At 34.8% G+C, this 21682-nt stretch carries 10 protein-coding genes; 3 read left to right on the forward strand and 7 right to left on the reverse strand.

Features of this window, described 5'->3' with window-relative positions; translation table 11 throughout:
* Nucleotides 1-37: 37 nt before the first annotated feature.
* From IGK81_RS04440 to celB, 7 genes are all read right to left on the reverse strand, one after another.
* Nucleotides 38-1033, reverse strand: a complete 996-nt coding sequence (locus IGK81_RS04440; protein ID WP_431393365.1) for a DUF916 and DUF3324 domain-containing protein — start codon at nt 1031-1033, stop codon at nt 38-40.
* A 16-nt stretch (nt 1034-1049) separates the two neighbouring features.
* Nucleotides 1050-1658, reverse strand: a complete 609-nt coding sequence (locus tag IGK81_RS04445) for a WxL domain-containing protein (protein ID WP_181914891.1) — start codon at nt 1656-1658, stop codon at nt 1050-1052.
* 21 nt (nt 1659-1679) lie between these two features.
* On the reverse strand, nt 1680-3038 hold the full coding sequence (locus IGK81_RS04450; RefSeq protein ID WP_053766467.1) for an adhesive domain-containing protein: 1359 nt from the start codon (nt 3036-3038) through the stop codon (nt 1680-1682).
* Nucleotides 3039-3481: 443 nt separating this feature from the next.
* On the reverse strand, nt 3482-4090 hold the full coding sequence (locus tag IGK81_RS04455) for an alpha/beta hydrolase (RefSeq protein ID WP_088745320.1): 609 nt from the start codon (nt 4088-4090) through the stop codon (nt 3482-3484).
* Nucleotides 4091-4153: 63 nt separating this feature from the next.
* On the reverse strand, nt 4154-5128 hold the full coding sequence (locus IGK81_RS04460; protein WP_412003911.1) for a VOC family protein: 975 nt from the start codon (nt 5126-5128) through the stop codon (nt 4154-4156).
* Between the two features lie 157 nt (nt 5129-5285).
* Nucleotides 5286-6005, reverse strand: a complete 720-nt coding sequence (locus IGK81_RS04465) for a GntR family transcriptional regulator (protein WP_010719615.1) — start codon at nt 6003-6005, stop codon at nt 5286-5288.
* Nucleotides 6006-6219: 214 nt separating this feature from the next.
* A complete protein-coding gene (gene celB / locus IGK81_RS04470; RefSeq protein WP_034700205.1) occupies nt 6220-7491 on the reverse strand; it encodes a PTS cellobiose transporter subunit IIC in 1272 nt (423 codons plus the stop codon).
* A 153-nt stretch (nt 7492-7644) separates the two neighbouring features.
* Here celB and IGK81_RS04475 point away from each other — a divergent pair, with 153 nt between their 5' ends.
* The 3 genes from IGK81_RS04475 (at nt 7645) to IGK81_RS04485 (ending at nt 21675) form a co-directional block, all read left to right on the forward strand.
* A complete protein-coding gene (locus tag IGK81_RS04475; protein WP_034700207.1) occupies nt 7645-9042 on the forward strand; it encodes a glycoside hydrolase family 1 protein in 1398 nt (465 codons plus the stop codon).
* Between the two features lie 314 nt (nt 9043-9356).
* On the forward strand, nt 9357-16055 hold the full coding sequence (locus tag IGK81_RS04480) for a hypothetical protein (protein WP_438757602.1): 6699 nt from the start codon (nt 9357-9359) through the stop codon (nt 16053-16055).
* A 145-nt stretch (nt 16056-16200) separates the two neighbouring features.
* Entirely contained in the window at nt 16201-21675 is a 5475-nt protein-coding gene (locus tag IGK81_RS04485; protein ID WP_034700212.1) for a hypothetical protein, read from the forward strand.
* Nucleotides 21676-21682: the final 7 nt, after the last annotated feature.

Raw genomic sequence — 21682 nt, forward strand, 5'->3', positions numbered from 1 at the left:
GAAAATTTAGGTAGAGTTAGTTTTTGTTTGATAACAGTTATCGTTTTTTCTTTTTTACAATATACAGTAAAAAGACAATAATGAGGACGAGAGCGAAAATAATACCTCCAGCTAGCCAAAGGAGCCAATTGTTTTGCGGCTCATCCTTTGTAGTAGATATATTTTGTTCATTATAAGTTGCAGCTGTTTTTTGCGAAATAGTAAAATTTATCTTTTGCTGCCAATTGATTTCCTTGTTTTTGACATTCGTCATTAGCTGATAGGTTCCTGGTTCGAATTCTTTTCCTTCTAAAAAAATCAAATAGTCCATGCCGCTGTTAGGGGCGAACGAAATGGGCTGGGTCCCAGTTAGTACTGGGGTTTTTTGTTGTTCTTTTTTGATCTCATAGTGTATACGAGCACTAGATAGATAAGCAGCATTAGTATTTTCCAAAGTTGCTTTGATGGCATTTCTCTGGTTGATTTGGGTAGGTGCTGCTTTTTTTAGTTCTAAGTTCGGTTGGATTTTGTTTAGTTGTGTTTTAAGTAAGACAGCAATCTCCCGAGAAAAGACATGTTGAATATTTCCTTGTATATCTTTTTTTGGTTCTTCTTGGAGATAGAGCCCACCCGCAATTACTCCATCAAAATCTTTTTCTGGCATTTTGATGGTTAAAGGAATCTTTTTTTGTTCATGTCCCGCAAGAGTAAACTTTTGCTTATCAACAGAAACAATTTTCTCGATATCAGTGGGCAAATTATTAGGACGATCTTGATTTCTACCAGAATATTCAACAACGCCTAGTTGATTGGTCTTTGCACGATTAAAGGACGGAATGATCGTGATCTCAGTTTCTTTTAGATTCGTGACTAAGACATTCAAAGTCGATTCCTGTCCAGGTTTTAGTTGTAGATCAAAATAATTGTCGTTTGTTGATGGTGTTGATTCATTGACTTGTATTTGTGCATCAAAACTTTGTAAGGATTCGCCGTAGATGTTAAGATTTCCCATCAGTAGAAAGAAGAAGGGTAGTATCCAAAACCACTTTTTCACGATCATTCCTCCTTTCTTAGTTGGTTGGACTGAATGAGAAAGTCCAATTTAATATAGTAGTATATTGTTCGGCTACTTTATTTGTATTCGCTGGAACAGATAAGCTGAATTGATTGATCGCTAGTGCAGTATCACCCGAGTTTTGACCTGCGGTTGCATCTAAAATCGTAGCATCTTGATTGAATACTTGGATCGCTAATTCATCGTTTTCATAGGCACTGGTAGGGGCTAACCCTAAATTATTTGTAAGTCCGCCAAAAGATAAATTGAGCTGTGCACCTGATAGCTCAACATCATCCGCTGTTTTGAACTGGTCAGTTTGAGATAACTTGACTGTCCAGGTAGCTGCAGGATTTCCTCGGTTGTCTCGAACAGCTACGGTTCCAGTAGTAGGTGTAGAGCCGGTTTGTTCACCTGTAGCAGTAGCAATCCAGTTTTCAGCAGCTGTAGTTTGCAGGGGATGATCCCCAAAGTCTAAATTAGTTGGTATACCGCCAGCATAGTCAAATTCAAGTGCGCCTTCCACATAGGCCACTTCTCCTTGGGTTTGTGAATCAGCAAAAACGAGAGAACTTGAAAACAAGCTGATCCCTAAGACAAAAAAAGATAACGTTTTCTTTTTCATTTCTTCTTCCTCCTAAATAAATTACGGTGTATCCGATAAGAGCCATTCCACCATTGTTTGGTAGGTTCCCTTTGTTTTCAGACTTTCTTTGGGAACCGCTAATGAGAACTGGTTGATTGCTAATTGGACTTGACCAGGATCAGTTACACCATTTAATTTGAGTAATGTTTGTTGCGTGCCTATAGATAGAGGGACCATTTGATTAGCAGTACTTGTGATCCCAGTGATAGGAAAGGTAGTTGTTAAATCTGCTGTTGAGATTTGTAATTGGGACGTTAATTGATTGGTTCCGTTTTGCCAAGGACTAAGTTGTTGGACTTTTATTTGCCAATTTTTTACAACTGTCCGTGTATCAGTAATCGAAATTGACCCGGTAGTTACTTGATTGTTATTGGTGGCTACTAAGTGCTCATCCTGTTGGGTCTGGATCAAGTGCTGACCAAAGTTCAAGTGAGTCGGCAAGCTTGTGGTCTGCCAGGTGAGTGCTCCGGCTGAAAAATAAACAGGTGTTGTACCAGTAGTAGTTCCTAACTGAATCGTCGACTGATCTGTTTGAATAAAACCGCCCTTAAAATTAGCTGTTAGATCTTGGGTCAATTTGGGCGAAGATAAAAGAAATGGTAGCGAAACACTCGTATTACCTAAAATCGAAGCAGCAACCAAATTTTTACTATTATCAGAAGTTGGTGAATTTAAACTCGTAATAAATTGAGACAAAGCTGTGACAAAGGGGGACAATAATGTTCCTAAAACAGTCCCAATCAGCGGTAAAGCTTGGACGATCGTTAATAAATTTTGAATCCGATTTTTTAATGTCGTTGTCAGGATGGGTAATAGCCCTTGACTAATCGCTACGCCATACTGAGTGCTCGACCGTGGGACGATAGCTAGAGTAAGATTCTGGGCACCAAAAGTTTCCGAACGTAATTCTGACAATGCCTGATTAACCGCTGTTTTATTTTGTGTGGAAACTAAAGGTGAGTTGACGATCAACGAAATCACAGAGGTTATGGTCGGCAAAATCAATTGTAAAGGGGACTGACTAAGTGGCACAGTAACAGTAGTTTGAACAGTCGCATTCCCATTAGGTTGGATATACCCGACCATTTCAGTCGGTGCTTCTAAAATGGCATATTTATCGCCAGTTGTGATAACCCCAGCGCTGATGCCATTTTTTCCTTCAATGAGAAAAGTGACAGGGACATTTACTCGGTTTAAAAAAGGCGCATTTGGACTGGTTTGACTGTTATTAGTTGCGGTAGTCGTACCAAATAAATTTAACGAAACTGCTTGAACAACATTTGTTTGTGCAAGCACTGACAGAAGTGTCAATAACAGAAAGATTACTTGTTGAATCTGTTTTCTTTTTTTGTGAAGCATCGTGCCCCCTCCCTAATGAGTGAACCATATTAACTCGACAAAAAATTGGCAAACGCTAAAATGATTGCAACTCTGATTAATTAAACTATAGCAATTTTTCGGAAATCTAGCTAATCAAAAACTCATTTTTTTCTAATTTTTATAATATAAATCCATATTCTACAGTTTTTTCAAATGAGGAATATTTCTATTTATCTTTAATATGATGCGTTTATAATGAGGGGGAGCCAAGAAGGATTTTCCAACATGAAAGTTAAAAGAGATGATTTGAGAAAAATGGATAGTTGGATCTAGCACTTACATTCATTTTTCTGTTTCGTGAGTAGAGGTCGAAACAAAAAAATACGCCCCAAAAATTGTCGTTTTCACGTACAACTTTTGGACCGTACCTCATTATAGAGTCTTTGAAAAATAATCCGATGCATCACAACCTTCGTCCAATATTAGTTAACCGAAAGCGAAGAAAGCCAACTTTTCGCGGCAATTAATTCAGCCTTTGTTAATTGATGACCAGTAAATGTTTCTTGGAATGTGAGGTGAGCTTTTTGCATTTCAAAATCTTTGATCAAATTCGTAATCGCTATAGAGGAGACGATTGGATCGGTTTTGCTGTAAGAAAGCCAGATCTGAGTATCAGTCATTACTTTTGCTGGATAATTGACGTTTAAAGACATTGGATGAAAAAGGATTCCTTTTCGCAGCTCAGTATTTCTTGATAATAGCAAGTGAGCAGCGATATTCGCTCCATTGGAATAGCCTACGATCACCCAGTCATGTAACGAGATGTTTTCTTTTTGGCTAACTGCTGAGATTTCATGGTATAGAAGCGCTGTTTCTTCTGCTAAACTCTGGTAATCGAATTGATTCAATCCATTCCGTCGAAAGAAGCGATTCATCCCGTCTTCTTTGATTGAACCACGAAAAGAAAGAATCGTAGCATCCGGTTCAAGGAACTGGGCGGTTTCAAGTAAAGAATATTCATCGCCACCTGTACCATGAAGAAGGAGTAAATTTCTACTTGTTTGTTTTCCCGCTTGAAAAAAATATTCCATGATTTGACCTCTTTTTCTTGAAAGTTATGTTTCTTGAAAACGACTGTCTGGATAGAAAGAAGATCATTCTCGTTGTTGGTTGGCATCCTGAGTATCGAAGGGACGAATGTACGCTTCGATTTCTTCTCTTTTACTTTCGAGTTGTGGTGGGAGTGATAGTTTTTCGCCAGCTGTATCTGCTGATTCATCGCCAAAAAAGCCAGGTCCATCTGTTGCTAATTCAAAGAGAACGTGGGTGGCAGCTAAGAAGTATTCTGATTGGAAGTAGAAGCGATCCACAAACCCTGAACTTGGTACGTTTATCTGATTGATCACATGGATCCAGTGACGTAAGGCTTCTTCATCAGCGACACGCAAGGCAAGGTGATGGATATTGCCGAATCCTTCGATTGCTTTTGGTAAATCTGCTCGCTGTTCAACAATGATGCTTGCTCCATTACCGCCTTGACCGACTTCAAAGAGCGAAAAAGCTCCTGTTTGATCAGTAAGTTTAAACTCTAAAGTCTGTTCTAATAGTAACTGTAATGGTTCCATTTGACTCACTCGGACAAAAACTGGTCCCAAGCCTATAATTGCATATTCTGATGGAATATTGCTGTTCTTCCAAGGAGTACCACCAGCAACACCTGTATTGTTTTCATCAGAAATCAATTGATAGAATTGATGGTCAAAGTCTTCAAACTCCAGATATTTTTTAGAAAAACGTTCCTTGATCGCAGAGTGAGGAACATTCTTTTCTTCAAAGCGTTTGAACCAATAAGTCAATGCTTCATCAGTTGGTACTCGAAAGGACACTCTAGAAATCGTATCGGTTCCTTTACTTCCTTGAGGTTGATTAGGAAAAGCGAAAAAAGTCATGTCAGTTCCAGGGGAGCCGTATTCATCTGTAAAATAAAGGTGATACGTTTCAATATCATCTTGGTTGATCGTTTTTTTTACTAAGCGCATTCCTAAAATATCCGTAAAAAAACGATAAATTTTAGTGGGACTTGAAGTCATAGCGGTAACATGGTGGATGCCTTTGATTTGAGTATCCATGAGAGTTCCTCCTTTGTACTTACAAAAAGTAAGCATTGTGTTAATTACAGTATAGTGAGTGGGAACGTTTCTGGCAATTATTCTGTTTGACTCTGCTCTTTTGTGAACACCAAAAAATCCGTTTCACAATAGTTCCCTATTTTTGAAACGGATTTTTTTAGTTTGAACGGACATCAAGTAAGGAATAGTTGCGGACATCAAACCGATTTCTACTAGATGAATATTCGATGGGCTGACCATCTTTTAGATAAACGACTTGTTGCACATCCAAAACAGGATCTATTTCCGAACAATTCAAGTATTCCTGATCAAAGTGCGTACTTTTATCTGCTGAAATTGCTCGATAGGCGCCTGCAAAATGAAGATTTAGATCTTGGTGCAAGTAATCATAGATAGAAGAAAGCAGATGTTCTTTTTTTAGACCTGGAACTAAATGTACAGGCATAAATGTATGTTCCAAAATATAAGGTTCGTTGTCTAAAATTCGTAGACGGTGAATATTATAAACCGGTTGTTCGGCACCAATCATTAGTTTTTCTTGAATAAATGGGTTCGGAAACTCGACATCAAATTGAATGATTTGACTCGTCAGTGAACGATGACGACGCTTCATTTGATGACTGAGTCCCTCATACTCATTGGCAGGGGAGGTATCTTTCTCGATAAAAGGATGATCTAAAATTTTGGTTCCAGCCCCTCTTTGCGAATAAACTAATCCTTCCATAGCCAGAATATTGATGGCTTTTTTGATGGTCATTCGACTTGCGCCAAATTCTTCGACTAAAGTGATCTGATTAGGTAAAAAACTGTTTGGTGGATATTCTTTTGAACGGATTCTTTCCCTTAAAACATTTGCGATTTCTTCATATTTTGGCACGTTATTCACCTCGTATTGAGTATAACGAAAGTTATTTCGTTCGACAAGAAAGAAATAACGAAGTTCAGTTGTTGAATTACTCATTTCAATGAAACAAGCATGAACAAATCAATTCACATCATTCCATGTTTTGACTGTTCATGCTAGATTATAAAATTTGTTTAATCTCTATTAGAAAGAAGATGATTTGCTTCACAGGTGAGTAGATAAGGCTTTACACAACGTCTAAATCAGGTTGTTTATCTAATACTTTTAAGAATGGGTACCAAATAAAAGCGACGATCACAAAATCGACTACTTGTAAGAGACCGCCTAGCCATGAATTGGTAGCTAAAACACCACTAGCAATGATCGGCACAGTCCACGGAACTGAAACACCTGTAGGCGGAGGAACGATGCCAGCTGCCATCATCAAGTAGTTGAACGTTGTCACGACCAAAGGAGCAACGACCCAAGGAATCAAAATGGTTGCGTTCAATACGATTGGTAGACCAAAAATCGCAGGTTCATTGACATTGAAGATTCCAGGTGCTAGCGCTAAACGACCAACATCACGGTATTGTTTTTTCTTCAAGACAAAAGCCATCAATAATACTACTGCTAACGTCATTCCAGAGCCACCGATACCAACGGTAAAGGTTTCCATAAATGGTTTTGTGATGATATGTGGTAGTTCTTTCCCATGCTGATAAGCTTCTAAATTATCAAGCATCAATGTATTCCAGATAGGGTCCATAACAGAATTAACAATAATTTGACCGTGAAGACCAAAGAACCACAAAAATTGAACAAAGAATAAGGCAATCAACGTGGCAGGTAAACTACTACCTAAACCAGTTAGAGGTTTTTGGATAACTTCATAGACTAAGTCATGAAGGTTCGCATTGAATACGCCAGTCATGACAGCGTTGATGATCAAGAAAACAGTCAATGTGACTACAGCTGGAATCAAAGCAGCAAAAGATTTCGTTACTGCAGGTGGTACGCCATCAGGCATTTTAATTTGCCAACCACGTTTGGTGATTCGACAGTAGATTTCCGCAGCTAAAAAGGCAGCAATCATTCCAATGAACATTCCTTTAGCACCTAGACGATCAAGTGATAGGACACCCGAAACTTCTTCACCACCAGCTGTTGTCATCACAAAAGGTGTGAGAATCAAAAAGCTTGCGAATGAAACAGCGCCACCAAAAATACCTTCTACATCATATGATTTTGATAAATAATAGCCGATACCAAATGTAACAAAAACGGACATGATACTCATCGTCGCATTTTGACCATTGCCAAAAAGGGTGCTTAACGTGCTTTTGGTACCATCACTGAAGAACGGTAGATTATTCACAACGACCACAATTGATCCAAACATTGTTAGCGGAAATGACAACATAAATGCATCCCGTAACACAGTTAAGTAACGGTTTTGCCCTAAAAGATTGGCTAAGGGCATAATTTTTTGAGAAAGTTTATCCATAAAACCATTCATTTTTTTCACCTCAAATTTATTTTGCAATCGATTACAAACGTAGTATAACGTCTGTCTGTTTAAATGTCTAGTCATTTTTATCAAAAGTATTGATTTATTTTCGGTGATTGTTTATGATTACGGTAATTACTAAAAGAATTGAGGGATTATGAAATGAAACACTACGATTTTCCAAAGAATTTTTGGTGGGGAACCGCCGCAAGTGGACCACAAACAGAAGGCAGAATCGACGGAGATGGGAAAGGAGAAAACATTTGGGACTATTGGTATGATCTAGAGCCAGAAAAATTTTTCAATCAAGTTGGTCCTGAGAAAACCTCTCAAGTTTACACGAAATATCGAGAAGACGTTCAATTGATGAAAGAGACAGGTCATAATACTTTCCGAACATCCATTCAATGGAGTCGTCTATTCCCTAAAGGAAAAGGAGAAGTGAATCAACAGGCTGTATCATTTTACCGCTCATATTTTACAGAATTACTGGAGCAGGGAATTGAACCATTTGTCAATTTATATCATTTTGATATGCCTTTAGAATTACAACAAACAGGTGGCTGGTTGTCTCGTGATACGGTTGACGCCTATGTGGCCTATGCAAAAACCTGTTTTGAGTTATTTGGGGATTTAGTAAAGAAATGGTTTACCCATAATGAACCGATTGTTCCAGTAGAAGGCGGTTATCTCTATCAGTTCCATTATCCTAACCATATCAATCTAAAAGAGGCTATTCAAGTTGGTTTCCACGAAAATTTGGCAAGTGCCAAAGCAATTGAAGCCTATCATAAGATGGGACAAAAAGGAGAAATTGGAATCATTTTGAATTTAACTCCTAGCTACCCGCGAGACGAAACAAACCCTGAGGATGTCAAGGCTGCTAGAATCGCTGATGCTTTTTTCAATCGTTCTTTTCTTGATCCTGCAGTAAAAGGAGAGTTTCCATCAGAGTTGGTTGCTATTGTGAAAGAATTAGCGATAATGCCAGAGATGGGGCCCGATGACTTAACGATTATCAAAGAAAATACGATTGATCTATTAGGAATCAATTATTATCAACCTCGGAGAATCAAGGCAAAAGAAACACCGATTGATCATCAGAATGGACCAATGCCAGAAGATTATTTTGATTATTATGACATGCCTAATAAAAAAATGAATATCTATCGTGGTTGGGAAATTTATGAAAAAGGGATCTATGATATCTTGACGAATACGAGAGAGAACTATGGCAATATCAAATGTTATATCTCTGAAAATGGTATGGGTGTAGAAGGGGAAGAACGTTTCGTTAACTCGGAAGGCGTGATTGAAGATGATTATCGGATCACTTTTGTCACAGACCATCTGAAATATGTGCATCAGGCAATCCAAGAAGGAACGAATTGTGTGGGTTACCACATGTGGACTTGCATGGATAACTGGTCTTGGACGAACGCTTATAAAAACCGTTATGGACTGATTGCTGTCGATCTAAACCAAGACGGTAAACGGACGATTAAAAAGTCGGGCCATTGGTTTAAAACCGTAGCCTTGAAAAATGGGTTTGAAGCCTAAAAAGTTTTGTAAATAGTTTTTAGAATAAAAACGAATGAAACTGGGACAAAAAGTTGTGAAGTACAAAGGTCATAATCGCAATAAACGATTTTATTATTTTTACCAATCTTCAGAAATTTCAGCTCATCGGCTCATTTCTTGAGAATAAAAACTTTTTGTCTCAATTTCATTAGTTTATTACATAAAAAATGGTAGAAACAATACTAAAAAGCAGTGTGAACCGACACAGTTGTCCAAACTAGTAAGAACATGGATACGAGTGATTAAAATTTGTTGCAATTTACAAAAACTGTCGATAAAGAAAAGGAGATCGAATGGAAAAAAATGAAGGTTTATTTAATGTATATTTTAAAGCAGATCGAGTGGACTATGGAAAAAATGGCAATGAATCTATCAATTTAAAAAATAACCAGAATTTGATGTCAGATAGTATTTATTTATATAATCTTTTATTCATGAATAAGCAGGCATTTTCTCCAAGGGATTGGGAACAACACCAAGTTAACTTTGAAAGATATGTTATGCCGCGTTTAACTTTGAACGAACAAGCAATAGTCAGTGAATGGATAAATACTCTTCATAAAAATGAATTGTTACAGTACAGATCTTTAGAGGGAATGGCGAAAACTTACGTTACTTTTCATAAGCTGTTAAAAAAAATAACTAATGAAGCGGACCAAGCTTTTGAAGATCAGTTTAAAGATGTTCAGTCATTAGATCAGCAATCACGAAAGAAAACAATCGATATCTATAGTTTTTATCATAAGATTTCTAATGAAAAAACAGCAGAATCAACTAAAAGATTAGAAGTGCAGGTCAATGATTTGTTGATCAAACCAGTGGTAAATAAAGGTGAAAATAGTCCTAATTGGTTTAATGATTTAGTGAGAGCAGTTATGGTTCTGGAGCGAGGGATAGAGTCAGAGAAACTAAAAACAAAAATATTTACTGAAATAAAAAATTCCGGTAATCAACCTGTTTTTGAAGAAAAAGGGGATTCATTTATCAAAAACCATGCGATTCCACGCATGCAAAAAAATAATGGTTTGGATGATACATATTATGAACTATCTCAAACAATCAATGGTTTGAACAAGAAAATAAAGGTGCCTGTAGAAGAAGCACAATCTGTCGCTTCTGTTTTTTATGATAAGATATTTCCCAATTTACTCCGTTTGCCTGACATGTCTCATCTGGAAAAAATAGCAATTTATGAAATTTATATCGATGAAAGTAAATTATTACCGAAAACCAAAAATAAAATAAAAAAAACTTTGGAGAAAAATTTATTAAAAAAAGAAAAAAAGAAACTTGAAGAAGTCAAGCTTTTGAAAAAACAAAATATTCAGATGATAGAAGAGGTAGGACCGCATGATTTATTAGCACTTGAAGAAATACAGCGAGGAAAGCAAAAAGCAACAGTAGATTTTTTTACAGCTATTTATAAAAAGTATGAAGCAATAAATAGAACAACAATGACTAGAGAAGCGAAGAAATATTTAAGCGAAGTAGGCTATTCGGAATTTGAATTTATAGTACATAATAGTGAACAAAAAAATCATATAATAAAACAAGAATCTACTTCTTTAAGTGTACTTAAATCTATGCTTAAACAGAAAGATTTATCTCCTTATGCAGTGAAAGCTTATTGTTTAGCCTATTTAGAAGAGCGAAAACTGGAAAGCAATATCAAAAAACTTTGGAGAAAACCTTTTTTGAAAGATTTAACACGAGAAGAGATTAAAGTAGTGGAGAATCTAGTTTCTGAAAAAAGATTATGTCTACAATTAGGGAAGGAAGTAGGTCCAGAACTTGCAGTCAGATATGAAAGAAGCAATCAAGATAATCAAGTAGAACGACTGAAATTGTTCAATGAAATGGATCAAAAGGTTTTTTCAGTGACTTGTCGCCAATTCATCAAAGAGCAAGCTAAAAAATGTTTGAGTGCAACGAATTATACTCGATTTGAAGTAGCTCAAATGATACGAAATATAGAGAGAAAAAAAGGGTTACAGGAAAGAGAAAAAGACAATTTTTTTGATCCGATTATTAATAGTCAAGATTTATCTTCTAACGAAATTAGAGCCTATTATCTAGCCTATTTAGAAGAGCAACAAATGGAGAACAACATCAAAAAAAATTTGAAAAAACCTTTTTTGAAAGAGTTGAAACCAGAAGAATTATTGAAAGTGAAGAATCTAGTTTCAGAAAAAAGATTATATTTACAATTAGGAAAAGAAGTAGGTCCAGAACTTGCAGCTAAGCTTGACAATAGCAAGGAAAGCAACCAAGTAGTCCTATCTCAATTGTTCAAAGTGATGGATCAAAAAGCTTTTTCAGTGACTTGTCGCCAATTCATCAAAGAGCAAGCTAAAAAACATTTAAGTGAAGCAAACTATGTGAGATTTGAAATAGGTCACGTGATACGAGAGGGAGAGAGTAAAAAAAATTTACAGGAATGGGAAAAAACAGATTTTCTTAATCCATTTCTAAGTCGCGAAAATTTATCTCCTAACGAAATTAGAGCTTATGAGTTAGCTTATCTAGAAATGAAATACAAACCACTTAGCCGAATGAATAGTTGGAAAAAGAGTTTACAACAATATTTTGAGAAAAACTTAACAAATGAAGAAAGAAATGAAGTGCAAGCCTTAGTTCCTCAAAAAAGAGTTCTTATCCAATTGTCAAAAGAGCTAGATTTAAAAAACGTATTCCAGCTTGAAGAAATACAGCAAGGAAAACAAGAAGGAAGGCTTGGTTTTTTCACAGATATTTATGAAAAATCCTTTTCAACGACTAACCAAGAATACATCAAAACACAAGCAAAAATATATTTAAGTCCTGCTAACCATGCTGAATTTGCAGTGAAAAGTCAGATGCAAGATGCATTGAGAGAAAAAGGATTAAAGCTAGCGAATATTAAGTTTAGCGAAGATAAAATTCGGGTGTTTCTTGACCAGAAAATACAATCACCACTTGAAATTAGAGCGTATTACTTAGCCTGTATAGAAGAACAAGTGATACCAATGGATATCAAAAAAAGTTTGATACACGCTTTGAAAAAAGATTTAACTGTAGACGAAAATCTGAAATTGGCAGAACTCATTTCAGAACAACAAAGACTTATCCACTTGTCTGAAGAAATAGGCCCAGAACGTACATTGGAATTCTTAAAAATAAAAAAAGAAAACAAAGCAGCAACAATTGATTTCTTTACAGATTTATATAACAACGTATCTTCCTATACCCAACAATGGATAAAAGAACAGGCATCTTTACATTTAAATCGAAAAGAACATTTAGAGTTTACTAAAAAAGTCAAACTAAAAGAAATAATCAAAGAAGGTGGGCCTGATTTAAAAGCATCTGCAGTCTATAACCAATATAAACGAGCATTCGAAAAAGCAATGAGTCTTCCAGTCATTGAAAAGCTGCAAGTGAAAAACGGGCTGCAACAAGTCAATGCTAATCTTTTAGATCCTCTTGAACTTAGGCGATTAAACAAGGAACAACTAATCGATTCTTTGGTCAAAGTCCAAGTGAGATTTCCACATTGGGAACAACGTTTAAAAGATCAAGCAATCGACCGCTCCATCTCGCATTTAAACGATTTAGAAAAAAAAGAGATCAAGATTTCTTTAAAAGTTAAAGAATTGGAAAGATTTATAAATAAAGTTAAGTTTCATGATTCCGTTGGATTTAGCTCAGTTTGGGGTTATGCTAAATTTCACGTTGACAATGATCGTAGAATTATTAAACTCCAAAAAATTAAAGAACAACTAGATGAGATCGCACCAGCCAATTTACTTCAGCCGGTTGTTGTAAAAATATTAACGAACAATAGGTGTGATTATCAAGATCTAAAACTAAGAGAAGCTATTGTGTCCTATGATGAAACAGCGATAGAAATCAATCGTCAATTAAAAAGTGAATTTAACGCAATGGGTGTAAGGTTTAAAGAGGTAAGTAGAAACCAAATACTAAGAAGAATATTCAAAAATCTTGATAAGGGACTAAAGTCAGAAAAAGAACAAATTGCGGAGGTTCTGTCAGATTCCAACTTACACTATAATAATTTACTAAATACATTGCTCGTTCAGTTTGAAAAGAAGGTACATGAGTATATTCCATATTTAGATACGTTGATTCAAAAGGATTATGAGGATAAAGGTGACGTGTCATTAACGAATAAAAGGATTTTAGAACTTGTAGAAAACGAACCGGGCCTTAAAGATTTACTCGTTTGTTGCCAAAATATGCTGCCTTCTTATCCTTTAAAAAATTATGCTCAGACGATTCCAATGGTGTCTACCTATTTTGCCAATTTAGCGCATCAAATTGAGGAAACATATCAAAGTCCAGGAGAAAAATTAGCAAAGCAAATTTTCATGCTAGGGAAACTGGATCCATTATATTGTGCAAAAATGATTCAGTACTTGAGCGCACAATACACTAATAAGCAACCTAACCCTTTACCAATACATCCAAATATTTTAATACAAAATAAAATGGAGAAGATAGTAGAAAGCTATCATGACCTATACCCACTTCCGTCCTTGCGTAGCGAATTGACTGGCAAAAAAGTAGTTAATAAAGTGGCTAATGAAGTAGTTGGAAATGTTGAAAGGCCAATCTCAACATCAATCATAGAGCAATCAAGTCAGCCGTTTGATTGGAATCCTTTTGTCATTTTAAATCAAGAAGTAAGACCGACTGAAACAGCTAAGGCAATTGTTGCGTTTCACAATAAATACCATGATCTAGAGATGACTAAGCAGTTTACAGCTTTTGCAACGAAACCAAGGCTTGAGAGAAAAAAAGACAAAACCAATACAACTAAAGAAGAGAGTCTCAAAGAAGTTGCCTACCAAGAATTTCTTAAGAAAAAAAAGAGCTATAAAAAATCAAAAAATTCCGCTGGAAGAGAGATTGCTCATGAAGAAATGGAACTAGCATTAAAAAAATATCAGCATGTCGTGCAAAAAAAACAAGATCAAAAAGAATGTGCGAACAATATGGAGAATCAAGAATTAGTTCGAGCAGGTGTGTATTTGACTCAACAATTACAGTCAGATGAGCTGACGAATTATCTGGTGGAACGAATGATTGCTCCTGAAAATAGGAGACCCGCTAATGTTCAATTGCAATATTTTATTAAAGAATTAGTACATGATTTAAATACAGCAACAGAAAGAGAAGCGGCAATTCAAACGATCATGCAACCCTATTTAAGTGTGGAAGAAAGACAAAAGTTTTATGCTTTTATGAAGCAGGATACGTATCTTCAACAGTTTCTTAAGCAAGAAAACCTATCGAAAATTGAATTAAAAGCATGTGTTAGTGCTTGCCTACATAAAAGTGATTTGCCATTTAAAGAACAAGTGGATCAGAAACTAGATGTTTTTTTAACAGACAAGGAACAACGTCAGTTGAAAGAAATGGTTAGTCAAAAAGAGATAGTACGTGTCTTAGCAGAACAACGGGATTATGAAACAGCAGTGAAATTTGAAAAGGTATTAAAGAAAGAAGAAGTAGGTGAGATAAATTGGCTAGTATCCATTTATAATGATACGCCATTCCTATTAATAAAAGAATCAATTACATCACTGATTGATTCTTCTTTTAATGAAGCAGATCGTATGCAATTTTATAATAAAATTAACTCTAACCATAAGCTGAAAGACCTTAGCAAACAAGTATCTCTTACTACAGCAGAAGGAGAAAATTCTCGGTCAAACAAGGAAGACATGTTTTCGTTAGTTTCTGCAATCAGTCCAGAAGTTGCAGAGAGGATAGAAGCAACTAACTTAAAACGATTGCCATTAATTGCTGAAATAAAAGAAAATCTAGAAGAGAAAGGGATCAAGTATTATCTTCCTGAAATAATCAAAGAAATTGGAAAGATAGATTGGAACAACCATCAGGGAAATTCTGAAAATGAATTAATAAAAGAAAAATTGAGACAAGTAAGCATAACTTGTTCAGATGAGCAAATAGAAAATTGGAGAGATATATTTTTTGATAACTTTATAGAAGGCATAAGGATAGGGGATTTAAATGAACAAAAAGAAATATATCCTTTAAGTGGAATGGGAGTAACATTTAACACAACTATTGAAAAAATAAACGAACTTTTAAAGAAAAAATATGAGGAACAAATGAATCAAGTGGAAAGCCCATCAATGAAGAAATCTTTAGATGAGGCAAAAGAAAACTTAATCGAAGAGATTGAACAATCTGTGCGTATGATTAACCCAAACGATAAAAAAAGGACTATAGAAGATCAATTTGTTGAAAATTTTACTCGTTGCAGCATTCAAAAGTATGGAGGAAAAGGTCTCCCAGTCAAAAATATTTTAGAGGAATCACCTACATTGAAAAAGGCATTGTTAAAAAAATTACCCGCTATTAATCTTTCTTATCCTATTGAATTACGTAAGCTGGTCAATGAATGGTATGAAAATACCCCATTCTCTCCATTTTTAAAAAATTATAATAAAACAGAACAAGAAAGAATCCAAGTTGAGAAATCCATTTACAAATTATTTTATAATGATGACAATTATTGTGCAGAAAATATGCGTGTGATGCTTGTCGATTATGCGGGTATATCGGTAAGTTTAGACCCAAGAGATAGAGAAATGTATGGTTATCCCCTAAGAAAGAAGGCAGAATCAGTATTAGTGGGCTATAAAGAAGTAATGAAAAAACAAGGTATATCAAAGATACTTCCGAAAGAATTACAAGAATTGCAGAAAAACATTCCTGGGCAAACAAAAAGTACTATGATCTCATTTGATTTTATCACGCAAAATGATCAATCAGTGAAGGGCAATCAAAGAACGCAAGTTAGCATGCAACAAATAATGGAAAAAGCAGGAAATTGCTCTACTAATTCACCATTGGTACCAGAAAGAACATACGGCACGTCAATAAACAGAGGTGAAAGCACAAATGAGAGGAGCATCCCTAATGATAGACAATTATCAGAAAAACTTAGTTATAATCGATGAATTCGGAAATCATGTTTCTTGAGTTCAGTATTCTTCCTGATTGCCATCTAACTTGAAGAAAAAGCCAGTCAATCTATTGATTAATAGAAAATCAGATAGATAAAAACATAATGAGGGCAAATTCTGAATAAAAGGAGCAAAACAAATGGGAAGAGACTCTTATAAGAAAGACTATATGCAGATTAAAGGAAGTAAAGTAACTTGTAAAGAAAATGAAGAGTGGATCACAATTAACCTAGACAGTAATCCCAACTTATTGGCGGATAGTATTTATTTATTGAATAAATTATTAGATGAACAAGATGTACTACCTCGAAAGGATACGGAGGAGAAAAAAGAAATTTTAAAAACAAGTATATCAGAACGATTGGTAGGAGATCAGAAAAAAATTTTTTTAGATTGGCAAGAAGTCACCCAAGCAATCTCTGAAGGCAATCTTACAACACGACAAAAACTTATGGAGGTGTTCCATAAGAAAAGATTATTTTCTTTAGAAGAAAAGGCGAAAGTTTGTGTGCTGTTTCAAGAGTTGATAAACGATATCAAAGATAAAAAGGAAAAAAAGTTTAAAGAGCAATTTTATGCTAATTATTCATTAAATGATAACGAACTAAGTGAATCCATAGAAGTTTATCATTATCTATATCCATTCGAGAATGAGAAAATAGCCAAATCAATGAACAATATCGAACAACTATTTATTGATTTGGTATCTCCTTCCAGTAGTACAGACAAAAGACGTAAAATGTATGATGTAGTCAGAGCCACTTTGATTTTAAAACGGAAATTATCCTCGACACAATTGAAAAATGATTTACTCAAAAGAATGGTGGAACCTCAGGTTTTTTCCTATGAACAACCCGAGTTTGATACGTTTATGGAGACAATCGTTAACCCCTATCTTAAGAAAAATCCTGCCACAGATCCTGACTATAGTCGTTTTCCAAGTGAAAACGAACAGGAACAAGTTGAATTATCCCTGACAAACGAGATAGAACCATACTACTTATTAGCATTGAAAGAAGTCCGAAAAGGATTTAGAAAAGCATCAACAGAGCTATTCACACATATCTACTTACAGACAACGATTGAAGAGAAAAGAGATATCATTGATGGGTATGCAAAACAGTATTTAACTAAATTTGATTATTTGGATTTTATGTTCAGGATAAGACAACAACATATTCAGAAAAAATGGAATAAAAACAATTCTTTACAAGAAAATTTCCATCTACTCCTAGATGGAAAAAGCAGAACGGCTTACGAGGAACGAGCGTATTATTTAGCTTATCTTGAAGAGACGACATTACCAAAGTCTCTAAAAGATACTTTGAAATACCTTTTATTGAACGAGCTATTTTCTGGTGAATACAGACAAGTGATAGAGCTTGCTCCTGAGAAAAGACAATTGTTGCTGTTGGCAAAAGAAATAGATATAGAGACTGTATATGAATTTGAAGCAATCCAACAAGGCAAAAAAAAGGTGACGTACGCTTATTTCTTAGAGTTATATGAAAAAACCAATTCGAAAAAGGTTCAAGAAATTATCACAGAACAAGCTAAAAAACACTTAACTGAAAGTAAGTATGTTGAATTTGAAATTTATACCTATTTTCAAGAAGAATTTAGAAGAAAATCAGTTACACAACCGAATGTAGAAAAAGTATTCAGACGATTTATTGAGAGGGAAGACTTATCTGCTAATGACATTCGAGCTTTTTACTTGGCGTATATAGATGCACAAAAATTTCCGAATGATATCCAAGTAATTATTGAAGAACACTTAACTAAAGATTTAACGGATAAAGAAAAAAATGAAGTGATAACGCAATCTTTAGAAAAAAAACAATTGTTACTGTTGGGGAAATACTTAGGAAGCGACATTGTATTAGAACTTGAAGCAATCCAACAAGGTAAAAAAAAGGGAACAGATGATTATTTTCTAGGGATATATATAAAAAGTGACTCGATATTGGCTCAAGAAATGATTAAAGAGCAAGCTAAAAAATATTTGACTGAAAGTAATTATCTGGAATTTGACATAAACATCCAACTCCAAGAGGAAAGTAGAAAAATGGATTTGACTTTACCAACAGTGGACTTTAAAGATGAAGCGCTACGTTATTTTGTTGACCATGAAGTATTATCCAAAAATGAACTGATTATTTATTGTCTAGCCTATCTTGAATTTAAAGAAATACCCAGTGGTTTAGAAACAATAATAAATTTAAAAAAAGCTGTCGTAACTCCAAGTCAAATCGATGTCGAGGATTTGGTTTTAGAAAAAAAACAACTTTTATCAATAGCTAACAAAATAGATCCAAGTGTATATGAAAGATTAAGAACTAATGCAGGAATATCAATCGGTGTCTTTACGGAGATGTATGGAAATGTGAAGTCTAATGAGCATCATCAGTTTATCAAAAAGCAAGCACAATTGTTTTTAGATGCTGAAAAACATTTAGAATTTAAAAAACGCATTGCACTTTATGAATTAAGCAAGTCTGACGAACTAACCTCTGAAGTTGCTTCTTTTATTGGACTGCAACGTCATTATCAACAAAAAAATGGGGAGAACCATCGAACGAAAGTCAGTCTCCAAGACATAGAAGAATTGAGGAAGCAAAACCTGTCTTTTCTAGCTAAGACGATGGTTTTAGATCAGAAATCTACCGAAGGAATAGAAAGCAAAAAAAACGATGAACAAAAAACTGTCAAGGAAGAATTAAAAGATTTCATTACTTTAATTTCTCGTTTTGATAGTAATGATTCATATACATTTATAGATAGTAATTTGAAAGATATATTCAGGTACGTCAGACATTATGCTCATCGGAGGAACCAAGTTTATTCTATACCACAATCAGTTAGAACGTTTAATAAATTGAAACATCTGAGGGTACCATTTATTGAAGAAAATAGAAGTAACTGGCTGTTCGTGTTAGATCTGAATGACAAGAAACAATCGAAGTATATCAAAATAATTAAACAATTCATTTTATTGCCTGAATGGCAATTTGTAGCTGAAATTGATCCTTTATTTCTCGCTGTAAAGAAGAGAATAGAGAAAAAATTAGAACGATTTAGCCAAGAGGTGGAAGCAAGTCAACTGAAAACGGATGAAGAAATTTTAGCGCTCGCAGAAAAAGACCCTAAAGTCAAAGAACTACTTACATACTATCAAAAAATTGCTCCGGCAGTTCCGTTGAAAGATTTTGCAAAGGCGACGCCAACCGTCGTTGATCATTTTAACAATTCAGCACATCAACTTGCAAGAGAATGCTTTGGAAAAGATGCGGAATTATCTCAACAAATTTATGAACTGGGAAAGCGAGACCTACCGTTTTGTGTAGATGTAATTAGGTATCTGCTGTCAACTGACAATAATGAGAAAGCGAAAGGTATTCCGAAATCTTTTGATAAGGAAAGTCAAGAAAGAGCCGAATATATAATAGAAAATTATCATCAAAAGTTCATAAAGCCACAGCAAACTAAGCAATCGAAAAAAGTTTTACAAAAGGAAAGGAAAGAAAAGCAGATTGCGAGTGACACCCAACTGAAAGAATTAGTAAGACATGGCGTTTTTAATTATCAAAAGGGTGATGGGAAAGAAATACATATAGGACAGGCTAATGTTGATTCTGTTTCGGGCAACGCTCGATTACAGCAATTTATAAATGAACTAGCTGAAAAGTTAGATACAGATATGCAAAGAGAAGCAGCGATTCAAACAGTAATGAAACCAAATTTAAGTTTGGAGGAAAGGGAAGAGTTTTACGCTTACCTAAAAAACGACCCGTTTCTTCCATTATTTTTACAGAAGGATAACTTATCAAAACTTGAATTAAAAGCTTATGTAGATGTTTGTCTTAAAAAAACAGACTTATCTTTTAAAGGGAAAATTTCTGGCTGTTTGAGGGATTATTTAACAGTAGCTGAAAAAGAAAAGCTAAACAAATTGATTACTGAAAAAGAAGTTATCCGTGCAGTTGCAGAAGAAATCGATCATCAAACAGCATTGGAATTGGAGCAAGTAGTAAACCAAAACAAACAAGAGATTGATCCACTCGTAACTGTTTATCGTCAAACAACCTTTACAGCGATTAAAGAGTTTGTCCTACAACAAGTTGATTCATCACTAACTGAAAAAAATCGCTCTGAATTTTATCAGAAAATTGATTCTGTAGCTTCTATAAAGCATCTAGATCAGACTAATTTTGGGGCACACTTAACAAACAAAGAGGAATTAGGACAAGAAACTAAAATAGGCTTTCTTTCACTAATTAATGAAATGAAAGAAACATTAGAACAACAAAAAATCGCCTATTACTTTCCTGAAATAGTCGGAGAATTTAATTCTCATCAAGTAACGAGAGAAAGTTTGGAAAAATTAGGTATCCATTTTACAGACGAGCAAATGAAAAATTGGGAAGCTACATATAAAAAAGGCCCGATAGTAACCGATAATATTCAAATATCCATACTTCAAACAATCGCAAAAGTAATTGAAAAACATATGGAACGAAAAGGAACTCTAATAGAAAATATCCCCACCGAAAAAGAAGAAAAAAATAGCATAAAAGAAAGACTGAAAAAAGAAATCGAACAATCAGTAGCTAAGATTAATAAGAATGACCCTAGGATCAGTATAGAAGAGCAGTTTATAAATCATCTTTCGACTCAGCCAATCTTCAACCATTTAGTAAGGAAAGAACCCGAAATAGGGGGAAAATTATTGAAAAAATGTCAGAACAGACTTCCTTTTATTTCGCTACCTTCTTCAAAAGAATTTCTTCAGATGATAAATAGAGAGTTCCTCAAAAAACATACCGGGATTAGACGTTTTGCATTAGAATATGCGAGAGAAAAAAGAGCACGATTGTTTGAAGAAAGAAAAATTTATAAGTTGTATCAAGAAAATCCATTCTGGTGTTGTGAAAATTTACGAGTGATCCTCGTCAATTATGCTGGGTTCAAGAAGAAAAATTTAAACCCAATATATAGACCTGAATTATACTCTTTTCAAGTGGATAGGAGTTTTAGTCAGCAGAGATTACTAAATAAAGCCAAAAAAATAACCGATTTTTATATAGATATCTCTTTAGATTTAAAAAAAGTATTGCCTAAGGAACTTCAAAAAAAAGAATCAACGAATAAGGAAAGCCAAACTGAAATATCATTTGAGTCAATAGTAAGCGACCAAGAGAAGTTAAATAATGATATGGCTTTAACAGAGGCGAGAGAAAAGAAGAGGTTATTTCCTGCCACAAATCATTTTGAATCGAAAAGTAATTTAGGACAAATGGAGCCGTTAGACAAAAAACTGCGTTTGACTCAGATAAAAGAATCAGCGAATAAGGAAAGTCAAACTGAAATATCATTAGAATCAATAGTGAGCAAGCATGAGAAGTTAAATAATGATATGGATGTAACAGAGACGAACGAAAAGAAGAGACTATATCCTTTTCTTGGTCAATCCGAATCAGAAAGTAATGTAGAGCAAATGAAGTCGCTAGAAAAAAAGCTGCGTATGACTCAGATAGAAAAAGTAAGACTAGAAGGTTACAGCTCTAATGAGAGAAAAACGCATGAACAAGTTCAAAGACAAGCGAATCGCTGAGTTTTGT

Source organism: Enterococcus sp. DIV0703 (assembly GCF_051711065.1).
Lineage (GTDB): Bacteria > Bacillota > Bacilli > Lactobacillales > Enterococcaceae > Enterococcus_B > Enterococcus_B hirae.